Here is a 15,928-nt window from a genome sequence, read left to right as displayed (position 1 = left end):
AGACGGTTGTTCGCAGCCGCGCAATCAACGGCCGCATCAAAACTTGCTAATCCTTTGAGATAACGTCGATTTTTAGTTTGGCGCGAGATCGCCCGACACCTCCGCCCCGTGCGTCAGGCTTTGCCCGGATTGACCGCCGAAATTATGACGAAGGCCTGCGCGAGCGGCCAGTCATCGGTGATCGAGAGGTCGATCCGGGCCTCAAGGCCCTCGGGCGTCAGCGCCTCGAGCCGGGCCAGCGCCCCGCCGGTCAGTTGCATGGTCGGCCGCCCCCCCGGCAGGTTCACCACCCCCATATCGCGCCACCAGACACCCCGCCGGATGCCGGTGCCCAGTGCCTTGGAACAGGCCTCCTTGGCGGCAAACCGCTTGGCATAGGTCGCTAGCACCATCTTTTCGCTCTTGGCGCGGCGGCCGGCCCTGGCGCGCTCGGCCTCGGTGAAAATGCGGTCGAGAAAACGGTCGCCGTGGCGCTCGATGACTTTCGCCACCCGGCGGATATCGATCAGGTCGGAGCCGATGCCGATGATCATGCCCGGCCCTGGCGCGCCAGATCGCCGCTCTCGAGATTCCTGCGGCCGCGGTCCATCGCAGCCCGCATCGTCCGCACGGTCTCACCGAGCCCGACGAACAACGCCTCCCCGATCATGTAGTAGCCGATATTCAGCTCCACGATTTCGGGCAGGCCGGCGATCTTCTCCGCGGTCTCATAATCGAGGCCATGGCCGGCATGGACTTCCAGACCGGCCGCGCGCGCCAGCGCCGCCCCCGCCACGATGCGCTGCCATTCGGCCTTCGCCGTTGCCGCGTGACCGTCGACCACGGCGTCGCACCAGGCGCCGGTGTGGATCTCGATCACAGGCGCCCGCAGCCTGGCCGCCATTTCGATCTGGGCGGGATCGGCGGCGATGAACAGCGACACCCGGATGCCGACGTCGTTCAACCGGGCGATGAACGGCGCCAGCGCATTGTGCTGGCCGACCACGTCGAGGCCGCCCTCGGTGGTGAGTTCCTCGCGGCGCTCGGGCACCAGGCATACCGCGTGCGGCCTGGTCGCCAGCGCGATCTTCAGCATGTCCACGGTCGCCGCCATCTCGAAATTCAGCGGTTTGGAGATTTCGGCCTTGAGCCGCGCCATGTCGTCGTCGCGGATGTGGCGGCGGTCCTCGCGCAAATGCGCGGTAATGCCGTCGGCGCCCGCCGCGATCGCGGCCAGCGCCGCGCGCACCGGATCGGGCCGCTCGCCGCCCCGCGCGTTACGCAGGGTGGCGACGTGATCGACATTGACGCCGAGACGCAGCGGGGGAAGTTGGGGCATTTGCGGACTCGCGGCAAGACTTGAGAACGAGAGAGTGAGTCTGGCTTGTCTGCGCGGGCTCAGACCCGCGCATCCATCTTCTTGAAAACAATGGATTGCCGGGTCAAGCCCGGCAATGACGAACTGTACTATCCATTGACGCGGTCGACCCGGGCGACCACGGCCTTGGCGCGCAACTGGGCGATAATAGCGCTGAGATGCTTCAGGTCATAGACCTCAAGATCGATGGTGAGCTCTGTGAAATCGGGCGAGCGCCTGGACATGCTGATGTTGTCGATATTGCCGTCGTGCTCGGCGATCACAGTGGCGACCTGGGCGAGGCTTCCGGGCTCGTTGACGTTGTCGACCCTGATCCGCGCCGGGAAGCGCTGCGGCGTCGTCTCGTCGACATCCCAGCGCACGTCGAGCCAGCGCTCCGGCTCCTCCTCGAAATCCTTCAGCGCCGGCGACTGGATCGGGTAAATCGTGATGCCCTCCCCCGGCGTCACGATCCCGACGATGCGGTCGCCCGGCACCGCGCCGCCGTTCGGCGCGAACTTCACCGGCAGATCGGAATTGATGCCGCGGATCGGAATGGCGGACGGGCTGCGCGCCGGGTCCGGCGGCGACTTCAGCTTCAGCTTGACCGCAAGACTCCTCTTGGCGCCGAACCGCCCGATGCGTTCTTCCTTGTAGTCGGGATACATCGCGCGCGCGACGTCGGAGGCTTTCATCTCGCCGCGTCCGACCGACGCCATTACATCGTCGATCGAGGCCCGCGCCAGCCGCGGCAGCGCGCCCTTGAGCTTGTCGTCGGCGTAGTCGATCTTGGCGCGCGCGAACAATCGTTCGACGATGCGGCGGCCGAGGCCGGCATACTGATCGCGCACCGCGGTACGAGTGGCGCGCCGGATCGCGGCCCGCGCCTTGCCGGTGACCGCGAGCGATTCCCAGGCCGACGGCGGTGCTGCCTGAGCTTCCGAGGTCAGCACCTCGACCTCGTCGCCGTTCTGCAGCTCGGACGACAGCGGCGCGAACTTGCCGTTGATCTTGCAGCCCACCGCGCTGTTGCCGACGTCGGTATGCACCGCATAGGCGAAGTCGATCACATTGGCATGACGCGGCAGCGCGATCAGCTTGCCCTTGGGCGTAAAGCAGAACACCTGGTCGTGAAACAGCTCGAGCTTGGTATGCTCGAGGAACTCTTCCGGGTTGGCGCTGTCGGACAATATCTGGATGGTGTGACGCAACCAGGCGAAGGCGTTGGATTCGCGCTTCAGGAGTTCGGTCGGCGAGCCGACGCCATCCTTGTAGAAGGCATGTGCGGCGATGCCGAGTTCCGCGATCTGGTCCATCTCCTCGGTGCGGATCTGCAGTTCGACGCGCTGGTTGCCGGGACCGATCACGGTGGTGTGGATCGAGCGGTAGTCGTTCTGCTTCGGTGTCGAGATGTAGTCCTTGAAGCGGCCAGGCACCACCGGCCAGGTGGTGTGCACCACGCCGAGCGCGCGGTAGCAGGCCTCGACGCTGTCGAGCACGACGCGGAACCCGAAGATGTCGGACAATTGCTCGAAGCCGACCGACTTGCGCTCCATCTTGGTCCAGATCGAAAACGGCCGCTTGCGCCGGCCGTAGACGTGCGCCGCCATGCCGTTGTTCTGCAGGTTCTTGGTGAGCTGGCTTTCGATTTCGCCGATCAGGTTGCGGTTGCGCTCCTCCAGCGAGTCCAGCCGCTGCGTCACCACGGCATAGGCTTCCGGATCGAGCATGCGGAACGAAAGGTCTTCGAGCTCCTCCCGCATCTCCTGCATGCCCATGCGGCCGGCCAGCGGCGCATAGATGTCGAGCGTCTCCTCGGCGATGCGGCGGCGCGAGGTGGGCGGCACGAATTCCAGCGTGCGCATGTTGTGCAGGCGGTCGGCGAGCTTGATCAGGAGAACGCGTACGTCATCGGCGATCGCCAGCAACAGCTTGCGCAGGTTCTCGGCCTGCTTGGCCTCGCGCGACACCAGTTCAAGCCGCTTCAGCTTGGTGAGCCCCTCGACCAGGGCGCCGATCTCGTGTCCGAAGATATGATCGATTTCGGCGCGGGTGGCCTCGGTATCCTCGATGGTGTCGTGCAGCAGCGCCGCCACGATGGTGGCGTCATCGAGCTTGAGATCGGTGAGGATCGCCGCGACCTCAAGCGGATGCGAGAAATAGGGATCGCCGGAGGCGCGGGTTTGCGTGCCATGCGCCTTCATGGCGTAGACATAGGCGCGGTTGAGCAGGTCTTCGTTGGTGTCCGGATTGTACGACCTGACGCGCTCGACCAGATCGTATTGCCGCATCATGCCGGAGCGCGGCGATTTGGCGGGCTTGGCGGGCGCCGGAACAGGCGAGGACGGCGCCACGGCGACCGATTCGGTCGCAGCCTGCATCTGCCGTGGATTGCGGCGCCAATACGCCATCGATCAGTGCCTTCATGTGCGGAGCTCGGACGTGGCCCGCTTCACGACATAACCTAGTGTGTTCTGGGCCGAAGCATCACCCCGTTCGGATGGGTAAATGTTCGGTTTCGGGGAACCCGGAAAGCAGCATTTGGCCGCACCCGTTACGACGCATCGTAACCACAAAAATGTCAATAAAAGCAAAGGCCCGGACAAATGTCCGGGCCTTTGGCAAAATCAGGCGGGTTCGGCTGTGACCGGGGCCCGGCGCGGACGGTTTACTCGTCCTCTTCGGGCTGCTCTTCCGGCGGCGCTAGGCCTTCGAGGCCTTTCAGCAGCTCTTCCTCGGTCATCCGCTCGACGGCGACCTCGGTGTCGTCGGCGTCGACGCTGGCTCCAGCCGACCCGATCAGGGGTACGGTATCGGGCTCCGGCTCATCGACTTCGACGAATTTCTGCAAGGAATGAACAAGCTCTTCCCGCAAATCCTCGGGGGAAATCGTCGAGTCCGCGATTTCGCGCAGGGAAACGACCGGATTCTTGTCGTTGTCGCGATCAACCGTAAGTTGTGATCCGGACGAAATCATCCGGGCGCGATGCGCCGCCAACAGGACCAGATCGAACCTATTATCGACCTTATCAATGCAGTCTTCTACGGTGACGCGCGCCATCGACTGTCGCTCCGTTAAATGGGACGAATGTGTTGATTATGCCGCGGTAATTATAGGTCCCGGGGGCTTTCCGCAAGGCCAATTTATGATTTGCCTTCCCGTCAGGCTCTGGTAACCCCTCCCCGGGCCGGAGGGGCCGGACCGTCCAGACATGGCCAATTGCCGTCCAGGACAAGAAATCGCTTCATTGCGGCCTCAAAAGTAGTGGTCTTTTCGCCCTTGCTACACCACATTTGCGGTGGTGTTTATCGAGGGCCAAATTCACCGAACTTTAGGCAGCATATGCTGGAAATGCGCGGGCCAGTTGCCGCTGCGCCAAAAATGTAACAACAACGTGAGAAACCATTGATGTCACCTGCTTCCAACAAGATCGCGCTCTTCATCGATGGCGCCAACCTCTACGCAACCGCCAAGACGCTCGGCTTCGACATCGATTACAAGCGCCTTCTCAAGGAATTCCAGAGCCGCGGTACGCTGCTACGCGCATTCTACTACACCGCGATCATCGAGGATCAGGAGTATTCATCGATCCGTCCCCTGATCGACTGGCTCGATTACAACGGCTACACGGTGGTCACCAAGGCGACCAAGGAATTCATCGACGCCAGCGGCCGCCGCAAGGTCAAGGGCAACATGGATATCGAGCTCGCGGTCGATGCGATGGAACTCGCCGAGCATGTCGACCAGATCGTGCTGTTTTCCGGCGACGGCGATTTCCGCTCGCTGGTCGAGGCGGTGCAACGGCGCGGCGTCCGCGTCACCGTGATCTCGACGATTTCGAGCCAGCCGCCGATGATTGCCGACGAGCTGCGCCGCCAGGCCGACGTCTTCACCGACCTGGTGGAGCTGCAATCCAAGCTCGGCCGCGATCCCTCCGAACGCCCGGCTCCGCGCGAGCCGCGCCATCACGCGCCGCAATTCCTGCAGCGCGCGACCACCATGGCGCCGAGAGGCGATGACGAAGATTTCGACGATTAAGAATGAGCCGGCGCGCGGCGTGACGCTGCCCGCCCTGCTGCGCACCGAACCCGACCGTAATTGCCCGCTCTGTCCGAGGCTCAAGAGCTTCCGCGAGGAGGCGCGCGCCCGCGAGCCGAAATGGTTCAATTCGCCGGTGCCCTCATTCGGCGATCCCGACGGGCGGCTGTTGATCGTAGGCCTCGCGCCAGGCCTGCAGGGCGCCAATCGCACCGGGCGTCCCTTCACCGGCGATTACGCCGGCGATCTGCTCTACGCGACGCTGCTCGAATATGGTTTTGCCAAAGGCGTCTATCAGGCCCGGCCCGACGACGGGCTGACCCTGATCGATTGCCGGATCAGCAATGCGGTGCGCTGCGTGCCGCCGCAGAACAAGCCGCTGCCGCTGGAGATCAACACCTGCCGGCAATTTCTGTCGGCGACGCTTCTGGCGATGCCGAAACTGCGCGCGGTCGTGGCGCTCGGCCGCGTCGCGCACGAATCGATGCTGAAAGTGCTGGAGCTTCGCGCCGCAGCGGCGCCGTTCGCGCACGGCGCGATCCATCAGGGGCGCAGCGTGAGGCTTTACGACAGCTATCATTGCTCGCGCTACAACACCAATACGCGGGTGCTGACGCCGGACATGTTCCGCAGCGTGTTCGCCAAGGTAAAAGCGGATCTCGGCTAGGACCTTGCCGGGTGTTGCTTCAGCCACGCCAGCACATCGCCGGCATTCCGATCGGGCGGAAACACCGGATAGAACACGTGACTGATGCGCGCGTCGTCGACGATCAGAGCCAGCCGCTTGATCAGGGTGAGGCCCGCGACCTGCATGGTCGGCAGGTTCAGCGCCCGCGTCAGCTCGAGCTTCTCGTCCGACAACACCGCGAACGGCAGATGCAGCCTGGAGGCCATCTCAGTCTGATAGACGTTGCTCTGCGTCGACAGGCCGAACACATGTTTGGCGCCGGCCGCCTTCAGCTCCGCGAACAGGTCGCGAAACGAGCAGGTTTGCGGCGTGCAGCCGCGGGCGCCCGGGATCATGTCCCAGTCGTCGACCAGGCTGATCTTGCCGGGCTCGCCGGTCCTGGGATAGGCGAACACCACGGTGCGCCCGGGCAACGCCGACAGCGTCACCGAGGTATCGTCGGTCGCGATCAGGCGGAGCGGCGGAATCGTCATGCCCACCAGATGCGCCGCGGCGCCGTCGTCGGTTGGCGCCGGAATCTCGCTCCAGTCGACTTCGAGCAGGTTCTTCTGATTCATCGCCCTTCCTTCGTATTGCGGTCATTGCGAGGAGCGAAGCGACGACGCAATCCATACTCTCTTCGCAGCGATATGGATTGCTTCGCTTCGCTCGCAATGACGGACGGACAACACGGCGATTGCCCCTATCCCCGCGCCCGCAGCAGACGGCCCTTCTCCCTGCTCCAGTCGCGCTTCTTCTCGCTCTCGCGCTTGTCGTGCAGCTTCTTGCCCTTCGCGATCGCCAGCAGCAGCTTGGCGCGGCCGCGTTCGTTGAAATAGAGCTTCAGCGGAATCAGCGTCATGCCTTCGCGGTCGACCGCGCCCATCAGCTTGTTGATCTGCTTCCTGTGCAGCAGCAGCTTGCGCGGCCGCTTCGGCTCGTGGTTGAAGCGGTTGGCCTGCAGGTATTCCGGAATATTGGCGTTGATCAGCCAGATCTCGCCGTCCTTGGTGTCCGCATAGGATTCCGCGATGGTGGACTTGCCGCTGCGGAGCGACTTGACCTCGGTGCCGGTCAGCGCAATGCCGGCCTCAACCGTGTCCTCGATGGCATAGTTGAACCGGGCCTTGCGATTTTCGGCGACGACCTTGATCGCCCGCTCGTTCTTCTCGGCCATTACGAAAAAATGCCTTGTAATCTAACTTGAACGGGCACCGATAGCACTCGGTGCGAGCCTGCGCACGTCAAGACTTTTTGAGCAGATCGCGGATCTCGGTAAGCAGCTCTTCCTGACGGGTTGGCTTTGGCGGCGCCGGCGCCGCTTCATCCTTGCGCTTCAGCGTGTTCATGGCGCGAATGACCATGAACAGCACGAAGGCGATGATGATGAAATTCAAGGTCAGCGTCAGGAAACTGCCCCAGGCCAGCACCGCGCCCTGCTTTTTCGCATCCGCCAGATTGGTCGCGGTGACGGCCTTCGACAGGCCGGTGAAGTAGTTGGAAAAGTCGAGGCCGCCGGTGACCGCGCCAATGATCGGCATGATGATGTCGCCGACCAGCGAGGTCACGATGCCGCCGAAGGCCGCGCCGATGATGACGCCGACCGCGAGGTCGACGACGTTGCCCTTCATTGCGAATTCACGAAATTCCTTGAGCATCTGCAGCCCCTTCTCTTCAGCTTCGCGAACCGGAAGACTCATGGCGGTCAGATTCTTGGCGGCCAGATTCTTGGCGGTAACGTCGAAGACTCAGTTGATCAGGCCCGCATGCACCATTGCGTCGCGGATGACCTTGCCGGTTGGCGGCGTCACCGTCATCAGCGGCAGGCGCACTTCTTCGTCCAGCCGCCCAAGCAGCTTAAGGCCATGCTTGGCTCCAGCGAGGCCCGGTTCCTTGAAGATGGCATCATGCAGCGGCACCAACCGGTCCTGAATCTTCAGTCCGGTGGCGTAATCGCCCTTCAGGACGGCGGACATCAGGTCGGCGCACAGCTTCGGCGCCACATTGGCGACGACCGAGATGCAACCGTGTCCGCCCGCCGCCATATAGGCCAGTGCCGTCATGTCCTCGCCGGAAAGCTGGATAAAATCCGGTCCCATCGCGTGGCGCTGCTGCGACACGCGGGCAAGATTGGCGGTGGCGTCCTTGACGCCGGCGATATTCTTCAACTCGAACAACCGGGTCATGGTCTCCACCGACATATCGACGACGGAGCGCGGCGGGATGTTGTAGATGATGATCGGGATGCCGATTGCGTCATTCACCGCCTTGAAGTGCTGATACATACCTTCCTGGGTGGGCTTGTTGTAATATGGCGTCACCACCAGCACTGCATCGGCGCCAGCCTTCTCGGCATGGACAGCCAGATCGATCGCCTCGCGCGTGGAATTCGAGCCCGCGCCGGCTATAACCGGCACGCGTCCCTTCGCCTCGTCGATACACAACTCGACCACCCTGTGATGCTCGTCATGGCTGAGTGTCGGGCTTTCTCCGGTCGTACCGACGGGAACGAGACCGTGTGAACCCTGATCGATCTGCCAGCTCACCAACCCGCGGAAGGCCGCCTCATCGAGCGAGCCGTTCTTGAATGGCGTGACCAAGGCGGTGAATGAGCCCCTGAAATTCGTCTTGGCTGCCATGGACTTCCTCCGAACGCGCGTTGCTGGCCGTTTTACCGGCGATAGAGACCAATTCATATCGGGTCTGGCGTTCCCGCGAAAGGGCCGCTCTGGTCCTACCCCAGCCGCGATTTTGCCGCGGTGCTGGCGCAGACAACGGCAGCTACCGCCGCAATTAGTATTTTGTCCACATATTCAATCAAATAGACCTAGAGCCTCAGCGATTGAATGATTCGCCGTTAGGGAACGCCGTGACCCAATCCGCCCGCGCAGCCGTATTGCGATCGACGGCATTGGCGACAAGCCTGGCGCTAGCCTTGGGATTGTCGGCCTTTGCGGTGGAAGCGGCAGCCAAGCCCAAAGTTCCATTGCCGAAGCCGCGGCCGATCGCGCGCAACGTCATCCCCAACACGGCCGCCAAGAATACAGCCTCTGCCGCCGCCAAGAACGCCGTCCCGGTTGCGGCCCCTGCTCCCGCCGCGCCCGCTCTGGCGCCCACGCCCCGCCGGCACTCGGCCATGCCGCCGCCGGCGCGCAGACCGGTGACGCCGGCCGCGGTCGCAGCGACGACATCGACCTCGCAGGCCGATACCGAGGCGCTGGAAAACGTCATCGAACTGGTGCGCAAGCACAAACCGGGCGACGCGACCCAGGTTCAGGCGGCGATTTCGGACCCGGTGGCGAAGAAGCTCGCGGAATGGATCATCCTGCGCAGCGATAATAACGGCGCGTCGGTCGAGCGCTATCGCGCATTCATCTCGGCCAACCCAAGCTGGCCCTCGCAGACCTTCCTGCGCCGGCGGATCGAGGCGGCGCTGTGGGACGACCGTCGCGACGACGCAACGGTATGGGCATGGTTCGAAAGCGAATCGCCGCTATCGGCCAAGGGCAAGTTCTCGCTGGCGCGCGCGATGATCGCGCGCGGCGACCGCGCCAATGCCGAGCGGCTGGTGCGCAGTGCGTGGCGACACGATTCCATGTCCGAGGAGACCGAGAGCACGGCGCTCGACCTGTTCGGCGCTCTGATCACGCCGGGCGATCACAAGGCGCGGATGGATTTCCTGCTCTACGGCAGCGAGCATGAAGCAGCGCTGCGCGCCGCCAGGCGGCTCGGCGCCAATCAGATGGCGTTGGCAAAGGCGCGCATCGCAGCCTACAAGAAGGCCGCCAACACCAAGGCCCTGCTCGACGCGGTTCCGCACGAACTGCACGGCGATCCCGGCTATGTCTTCAACAAGATCCAGCTGCTCCGCCGCCAGGAGAAATTCGCCGAGGCGGCGCAGCTCATGCTCGGCGCGCCGAAGGACCCGGGCCGGCTGCACAATCTCGACGAGTGGTGGATCGAACGCCGGCTGCTGGCGCGCAAGATGCTCGACGTCGGCGAGCGCCGCACCGCCTACCTGATCGCACGCGACGCAGCACTCCCCACCCGCGACATCTACAAGACCGAGCAGGAATTCACCGCGGGCTGGATCGCGCTGCGCTTTCTGACCGACCCGGCGACCGCGGCACAGCACTTTGCGCGGATCGGCGTCGGCAGCGTCAACCCGACCGCGCTGGCGCGCGCCGGCTACTGGCAGGGCCGCGCCGCCGAGGCCGCCGGCCGCGCCCAGGAGGCCCGCGCGGCCTACACCAGGGCAGCCGAACAATCGACCAGCTACTATGGCCAGCTGGCGCGCGCCAAGCTGGGATTGCCGCAGATCGAGTTGAACGGCGCCCAAGCCGGCCGCTCGCGCGGAATCGAAAGGCTGGAGATCGTCCGCGCGGTGCAACTGCTCTATGAGCTGGACGAGCGCGAAATCGCGATCCCGATCTTCGGCGACATGGGCGAAAACGGCGATCCCGACGCGCTGGTGGGGCTCGGCGAGTTGGCGTCGCGCAACGGCGACGCGCGCGGCATGCTGCTGCTCGGCAAGGCCGCGCTCAACCGCGGCCTGCCGTTTGATTTCTACGCCTATCCGGTGACCGGAATCCCGTCGTTCAAGCCGATCGGGCCGGAGGTCGAGCGGAGCATCATCTACGCCATCGCCCGGCAGGAAAGCGCCTTCAATCCGGCCGTCGTCTCCCCGGCGCAAGCCTATGGGCTGATGCAGGTGACGCCGGATGCAGCCCGCTATGTCTGCAAGCGGCACGGCGCCACCTACGACCTCGGCCGGCTGAAGAGCGATTCGGCCTACAACGCCACCCTCGGCGCCGCCGAACTCGGCGGGCTGCTCGAGGATTACCGCGGCTCCTACATCATGACCTTCGCGGCCTACAATGCCGGCCGCGGCAGCGTCAAGAAATGGGTCGAGCGTTACGGCGATCCGCGCGATCCCAAGGTCGATGCCATCGACTGGGTCGAACAAATCCCGTTCTCCGAGACCCGCAATTACGTGCAGCGGATCATGGAGAATTTGCAGGTCTATCGCACGCGGTTCGGCGGCGGGACGCGGCTACAGATCGAGGCCGACCTGCACCGCGGCGCTACCGTCGAGTAAGCCCCCGATTCCGGATCGTCACGCGGCCGATGGCTGATCAATACAGCCTGTTGCGCTTCCTCGGATCAGTGACGCCCGGCTTCTTCGGGTAACCGCGGTTCGGGTAGGCATAGAACGGATTCACGTCGCAGTAAGCGAGACGGCCCGAGGCCGTCGCCAGACACTGCTGATAGGTATCGAAGCTGCAATCGCCGACCGGACTGTCGTAAATGTCGCCCTTGATGCAGAACGGATAATCCCGGGCCTGTACCGGCGACGGCGTCATGCCGATTGAAGCCATCGTGCCGACAGCGACGGTCGCCAGGAAAAAATTGCGCATCATTGACCTCCCTGATGGATCGCCCTGGAGAAAGCACCGGCGGCCCTGGCAAACGTCCCGCTTCGAATCGTGATGCAAGCCTATCCCGGGCGCCGCCACGCTGCTTGATCCTGAGCAAAGAAAAACCCCCGGCGGGTAACCGCCGGGGGTTCTTTTAGAGTGTCGTTAGACTGGTATTACCAGTTGCGCTGAGCGCGGAGCAGCAAGGTGACGCTGTTCTGATCCTTCAGCTCGTACACAGCTGCCGGCTTGGCCGCGTTGAGCGGGGCTACAACCGTGCCCGAGTACTTCTGGTCGAGATTGACCCAGGTGAGGTCGCCCGAGAAGGTCAGACCCTTGACCGGAGTCCAGCGGGTGATCAAGCCCAGCTGCGCGACGTTGAAGTCCGGGTTGCAGGTCCCAACCAGGCCGAGCAACGCAACCGCGTTCGCGCAGACGACCGCGGTGCCGTTGGTACCGTAGTCTACGTGAGCATACGCACCGTAGATCGCGGTGTTCCAGTAGGGATCCCAGTTGTGGGTGTAGGCGCCACGGAAGCCCCAAGTCTTGACGGTCTCTTGGCTCGAGCCATTAAGCCCCGAAGTGCCGGTGTAGACGGTATCAGGAGCGTTGGCAAAGCCGAGGCTCCCGTACGCGCCAGCCAGGCCGGTGCTACCATAGATCGAGTAGCTATTCGGAGAAAGATCCTGGATGTTGTAGCGGGTTGCGCCGTCGGTATACACCGCCTGCAAGTTGATCGTGTCACCCGGACCAGTCGGGATGTTCTTGATCGACAATGCACCCGCGACCGCGAAGCCCCACTTGTCGTTGGGATGACCAGTGGTCTCGTTGGAACCGTAGTAGCCGGTATGGTTGTCGTGGAACGCCACCGACGCCTGGAACAGACCCCAAGCCTGATCGACGCGGATCATGCCGATGAGGTCGGGAGAGCGCGTGCCGCCGTAGTTGTTGAGGCCGTTGACGCCACCGATCATGCCGGCCGCGGTTGCGCCGGTCAGGTTCAGAACGCCAGCCTGGGTGTACGCCGTCTGGTCCTGCGCCGAAAGCGCCGCCGACACGCCGTTGCCGAACTGGGCGGTGTAGGTGAACTGGTTGACACCGGTCACCGAGCCGCCGCCGCCGACCAGCTGGTCGAAGTTGTTGCCGGGATAGTTGACCCAGGGAGCGCTGAACTGCGAGACGGCCTTACCCATCGTGAAGCCAGCGAACTGGATGAACGCATAGTACATGCCGAGCGTACCGGCAGCGACGCCGTCACCCGAATACGTCGAGCTGGCCGGCGTCGTGTTCGAACCGGTGAAGCCAGGAGCAGCGCCAGTAGCCCCGGTCCAGCTGAAGGTCGCATCGAAATAGGTGCGGACGACGCCGTATTCGGTCGCGGTGCGCGTATCGATGTTGAAGTCTTCGCGGGAGCGAGAGATGGTGTAGTTGCTGTAGCGGGTGTGTGCGCCAGCGGGGTTACCGGTCGCGGCGCCGTAGACGCCGTTGGTGCCCAGCGCGGTTTCGACGCGCAGGTAGCCACCCAGCTTGATGCAGGTATCGGTACCCGGAATGTAGTAGAAACCGGCACCGTACAGGGAGCAGATCTTCACGTACTCGACCGCTTTGGCCTTGACGGGAAGATCGGCTGCCTGAGCTCCACTCACGGCGATCAGACCCGCCGCTGAGCCGAGGATAAGGCTCTTAACCATCTTCATGTTAACCTCCAAGTTGCTCTGTAGGGAAGGTTCCGGATCCGCCGGGTGTAACACCCTAAGGTTGGTTCCCTTGTCCCTTAAAACCCGCTTAGTCGCTTCGCGCCTTCGGACACTCCCGCATCAACGCGAGGGACTTAAGCGAACCACCTAATGGGACGACCTCGGGATGCCCCCCTCCGTCGCATCGACACAATTACCGAACACTTCTGCACACGCAACAAAGGAACCGCTCAGAACGGGGTGAGTCAGGCCGTTTTTGGATGGGTGTTGCACAAATAACACGCAACCGCGATCAAGATTTCGCTGCAAGTAATTGTTTTACAATGCTGTTTTTGGTTGGTTCCATTTGACCCGCGATTTGTTGCTTCGATACCGCGGCTGCCGGGTTTGCCGTTACTGCACTTCGCACCGCTGCCGAATCGAGCGAACGAAGCGGCTAATTCCAAGCCGAAAACGATCTTCAGCACGACAAGACAGGAGAGATGTCGCCTGGGCGATGGAATCGCCGCGTGCAACATCGGTGATCGAGGGAATTGCCGCGCCCTTCCCGATTCTGCCCACAATCGCAGCAGCGAGTTCCATCCCGCCGGTCACGAAATTGCAGAAACCCGTATTTTTCGGGATCGAGACGCGTTCTTCGGTTTCGCACCGGGAACCCAGACGAGAAGCGCATGGCGCGTCTTCTGAATCGAAATCGTCACCGGCGCTTTCGGATATCGCCGGATGACGCCATTCGCGAAGACCAAGGTGAAACCATACACGTCAGAACAAACCGAAGGCCGCGTCGACCGAATCTGCGCCTCCGCATAGCGGCCGCCCTGGCTTTCAGCCTCGAGCAGACAAAGGCAGAGCCCTAATTGCGGTCTCCCGGAGTCATTAAACTGGCTGGAATCCGGCGGCCTGAAATTGGTCGCTTGCGGCTCGGCCCGGTGTCGGGCATATCCGCCTCAACGGAGCTGTGGCCGAGTGGCTGAAGGCGGCGGTTTGCTAAACCGTTATAGGGTTGTAAAGCCCTATCGAGGGTTCGAATCCCTCCGGCTCCGCCAGATAAACAAGTGTCCAGCCCGGACACATGGGTGACGCGTATCCCGGACATTTACCCTGGACATGTTGCGCCCGGTCGCGGTTGCCCTGCCCGATCTGCCACAGACGCCGGATTTCATCCCCGCGATGACGTCCGAATTGCACGCGTCGCGCCAGTGCAGACTCGCGCGAGAACGTGAATTGACTTGGATCAGCGTGGCCGGTCTGCTTCCGTGCGGTGATGACACGCCAACATCTCGAGGGAGCTTCCAATGCGCATCCTGGCCTTGGCGCTTTTGATCATCGGGACGGTTTCGGCCGCAGGGCAAGCCCGGGCTCAGACATATGATCCGGCGTTTCCGGTTTGCATGCACGTCGTCGCTTGGGGAGGCGGCGCCTACGAGGATTGCACCTACTATACGCTGGCCCAATGCGCGATGTCGGCCGCCGGCCGCGGGGCCCAGTGCAACATCAATCCTTATTACGCCGGCGCCAACGCGGCGCTGCGACGAAACGACCGGCGGCATCGCCGCGTCTATTGAGCCGATCCAGCCCGACGATCCCCGCATCAGCGCGGCAGCGCCAGGTCGCGAGTTCGACGCCTGATGTCCGCTGCCCCCAGCAACGGACATTCATCCCTAATGCGCGGTGATCCAGGCGCGGGCCTCGCGCTGCGCCATGGCGATCTCGACCTCGGACATCATCTCGGCGACCTCACGGCGCAGCTGGATAGCGTCGGTGCGGCCCTTCAGGGCGGCGAGGTTGAACCATTTGTGCGCGGCGACGAGATTGACCACGCCCGAACGCCCGCTCGCCCAGTACAGGCCGCGTTCGAACAACACGTCCGGGATCGCGCTTGCTTCCACCGGCGTCGCCGTATCCAGATCGATGTGCCCATGAAACATCCCTTATCTCCTTTTTGTTGTTTACCGCCCTCCCCCGAGCGCGGCTCCCGTCCAGCTTGTTGAAACGCCTCGTCATCCCCAACGCCGTTTGCCGGCTTGTTGGGATGATCATGACCGATCAAATTTGAAGGGCAGTTTAAGCATCGCGATGAATCCGGCGTAAACGCTGCGCGGCGCCGTCAGCGGCGAAATCGCAGAAGTGCCTTGTTCATACGGGTTTCCGTGCAGTCGCGAAAATCGGTTTACCCTGCCGTTTCGCGAAACGATAACCATTGGCGCGGGTCTCGTGGCGCGGAGCGCGCGCTTGCCGGCGTCATGCCGCGGCTTCGCGATCGATCGCGGCTGCTCTGTAAATACCGGATCACCCGCTTCCGCGGGCGGTGACGGCGGAGATTGATGCGGTGGCGAGGTCAACTCGCACGAAAAGGCCCAGCCCCTGCGCGCCGCAGGTGGTCAGGTCGACAATGCCAGGATATCTGAAAGAGTTCAAAGCGCCGCGCAGCTTCGGCAGCGGCTCAAGGGAACGAGGGCGTCGGCGAACACGTCAGGACCAAATCTCACTCCGGCTCAAGATCGCCGGTGAAATTGCGGACCATTGGATCCGCACCAAACGAAGAAAACTGGTTTCTTCTGCCGGATTGTTTTTCGAAAGAGCGAACTCTCCTGAATGACGATCCAGCCGTTTGACCTGATGTCTCGCCGACACCCTCTTTCGTCGACAGAGCCGCCTGACTTGAAATCCGCTTCGAAGAAGCAAATCGGTTCCGAAGGCTCTAGTGACGTGCCGGCATCAAGCCGCCGGCAATTTTCTCAAAGCGAGATTACTTCTTCTTCTTGGCGACCT

General features: G+C 63.0%; 15 protein-coding genes and 1 tRNA gene. 5 read left to right on the top strand and 11 right to left on the bottom strand.

Going from position 1 to position 15,928, the window contains the following annotated elements; all coding sequences use genetic code 11:
- Positions 1–113 precede the first annotated feature (113 nt).
- From acpS to rpoZ, 4 genes are all read right to left on the bottom strand, one after another.
- Complete coding sequence (gene acpS, locus KMZ29_RS12865; RefSeq protein ID WP_215623977.1) at positions 114–533, bottom strand: holo-ACP synthase; 420 nt, start codon at positions 531–533, stop codon at positions 114–116.
- Entirely contained in the window at positions 530–1,318 is a 789-nt protein-coding gene (locus tag KMZ29_RS12860) for a pyridoxine 5'-phosphate synthase (protein WP_215623976.1), read from the bottom strand. Before KMZ29_RS12860 ends, acpS begins: the two co-directional genes overlap by 4 nt.
- A gap of 128 nt (positions 1,319–1,446) precedes the next feature.
- On the bottom strand, positions 1,447–3,747 hold the full coding sequence (locus KMZ29_RS12855) for a RelA/SpoT family protein (protein WP_215623975.1): 2,301 nt from the start codon (positions 3,745–3,747) through the stop codon (positions 1,447–1,449).
- 257 nt (positions 3,748–4,004) lie between these two features.
- Complete coding sequence (gene rpoZ, locus KMZ29_RS12850) at positions 4,005–4,397, bottom strand: DNA-directed RNA polymerase subunit omega (protein ID WP_024512695.1); 393 nt, start codon at positions 4,395–4,397, stop codon at positions 4,005–4,007.
- 348 nt (positions 4,398–4,745) lie between these two features.
- On the opposite strand from rpoZ, the gene KMZ29_RS12845 reads away from it, so the two are divergent.
- Both KMZ29_RS12845 and KMZ29_RS12840 read left to right on the top strand, forming a co-directional pair.
- Positions 4,746–5,375, top strand: a complete 630-nt coding sequence (locus KMZ29_RS12845; RefSeq protein ID WP_215606369.1) for a LabA-like NYN domain-containing protein — start codon at positions 4,746–4,748, stop codon at positions 5,373–5,375.
- The gene (locus tag KMZ29_RS12840; RefSeq protein WP_215623974.1) at positions 5,353–6,042 is read left to right on the top strand and encodes a uracil-DNA glycosylase; all 690 of its coding nucleotides are present in this window, start codon (positions 5,353–5,355) and stop codon (positions 6,040–6,042) included. Before KMZ29_RS12845 ends, KMZ29_RS12840 begins: the two co-directional genes overlap by 23 nt.
- Here KMZ29_RS12840 and KMZ29_RS12835 read toward each other — a convergent pair.
- From KMZ29_RS12835 to dapA, 4 genes are all read right to left on the bottom strand, one after another.
- Entirely contained in the window at positions 6,039–6,620 is a 582-nt protein-coding gene (locus KMZ29_RS12835; RefSeq protein ID WP_215623973.1) for a peroxiredoxin, read from the bottom strand. The two genes, KMZ29_RS12840 and KMZ29_RS12835, sit on opposite strands and share 4 nt — an antisense overlap.
- Before the next feature lie 125 nt (positions 6,621–6,745).
- Complete coding sequence (smpB, locus tag KMZ29_RS12830; protein ID WP_215623972.1) at positions 6,746–7,219, bottom strand: SsrA-binding protein SmpB; 474 nt, start codon at positions 7,217–7,219, stop codon at positions 6,746–6,748.
- Between the two features lie 67 nt (positions 7,220–7,286).
- Positions 7,287–7,700, bottom strand: coding sequence for a large conductance mechanosensitive channel protein MscL (mscL, locus tag KMZ29_RS12825; protein ID WP_215624247.1), 414 nt, complete (start codon positions 7,698–7,700; stop codon positions 7,287–7,289).
- 90 nt (positions 7,701–7,790) lie between these two features.
- Positions 7,791–8,681 carry a 4-hydroxy-tetrahydrodipicolinate synthase gene (gene dapA / locus KMZ29_RS12820; RefSeq protein ID WP_215606365.1) on the bottom strand — a complete coding sequence of 297 codons (891 nt, stop codon included), beginning with the start codon at positions 8,679–8,681 and terminating at the stop codon, positions 7,791–7,793.
- 230 nt (positions 8,682–8,911) lie between these two features.
- Between dapA and KMZ29_RS12815 the strand changes: the two genes are divergently transcribed.
- A complete protein-coding gene (locus tag KMZ29_RS12815) occupies positions 8,912–11,140 on the top strand; it encodes a lytic transglycosylase domain-containing protein (RefSeq protein WP_215623971.1) in 2,229 nt (742 codons plus the stop codon).
- Positions 11,141–11,177: 37 nt separating this feature from the next.
- On the opposite strand, the gene KMZ29_RS12810 is transcribed toward KMZ29_RS12815, so the two are convergent.
- Positions 11,178–11,459 carry a DUF3551 domain-containing protein gene (locus KMZ29_RS12810; protein WP_215623970.1) on the bottom strand — a complete coding sequence of 94 codons (282 nt, stop codon included), beginning with the start codon at positions 11,457–11,459 and terminating at the stop codon, positions 11,178–11,180.
- A 176-nt stretch (positions 11,460–11,635) separates the two neighbouring features.
- Positions 11,636–13,156 carry a porin gene (locus tag KMZ29_RS12805; protein ID WP_215623969.1) on the bottom strand — a complete coding sequence of 507 codons (1,521 nt, stop codon included), beginning with the start codon at positions 13,154–13,156 and terminating at the stop codon, positions 11,636–11,638.
- A 952-nt stretch (positions 13,157–14,108) separates the two neighbouring features.
- On the opposite strand from KMZ29_RS12805, the gene KMZ29_RS12800 reads away from it, so the two are divergent.
- Together KMZ29_RS12800 and KMZ29_RS12795 are read left to right on the top strand one after the other, a co-directional pair.
- A tRNA-Ser gene (locus KMZ29_RS12800) sits at positions 14,109–14,202 on the top strand.
- A 249-nt stretch (positions 14,203–14,451) separates the two neighbouring features.
- Positions 14,452–14,721 (top strand): DUF3551 domain-containing protein, encoded by a 270-nt coding sequence (locus KMZ29_RS12795; RefSeq protein ID WP_215623968.1) that lies wholly within the window; start codon positions 14,452–14,454, stop codon positions 14,719–14,721.
- 96 nt (positions 14,722–14,817) lie between these two features.
- Here the strand turns inward: KMZ29_RS12795 and KMZ29_RS12790 are convergent, their stop codons facing one another.
- Entirely contained in the window at positions 14,818–15,084 is a 267-nt protein-coding gene (locus KMZ29_RS12790; protein ID WP_215623967.1) for a hypothetical protein, read from the bottom strand.
- Positions 15,085–15,928 lie beyond the last annotated feature (844 nt).

This window comes from Bradyrhizobium sediminis, from assembly GCF_018736085.1.
In the GTDB taxonomy this organism is placed as follows: Bacteria; Pseudomonadota; Alphaproteobacteria; order Rhizobiales; family Xanthobacteraceae; genus Bradyrhizobium; species Bradyrhizobium sediminis.
This window is presented reverse-complemented; position numbering and strand designations above follow the sequence as displayed.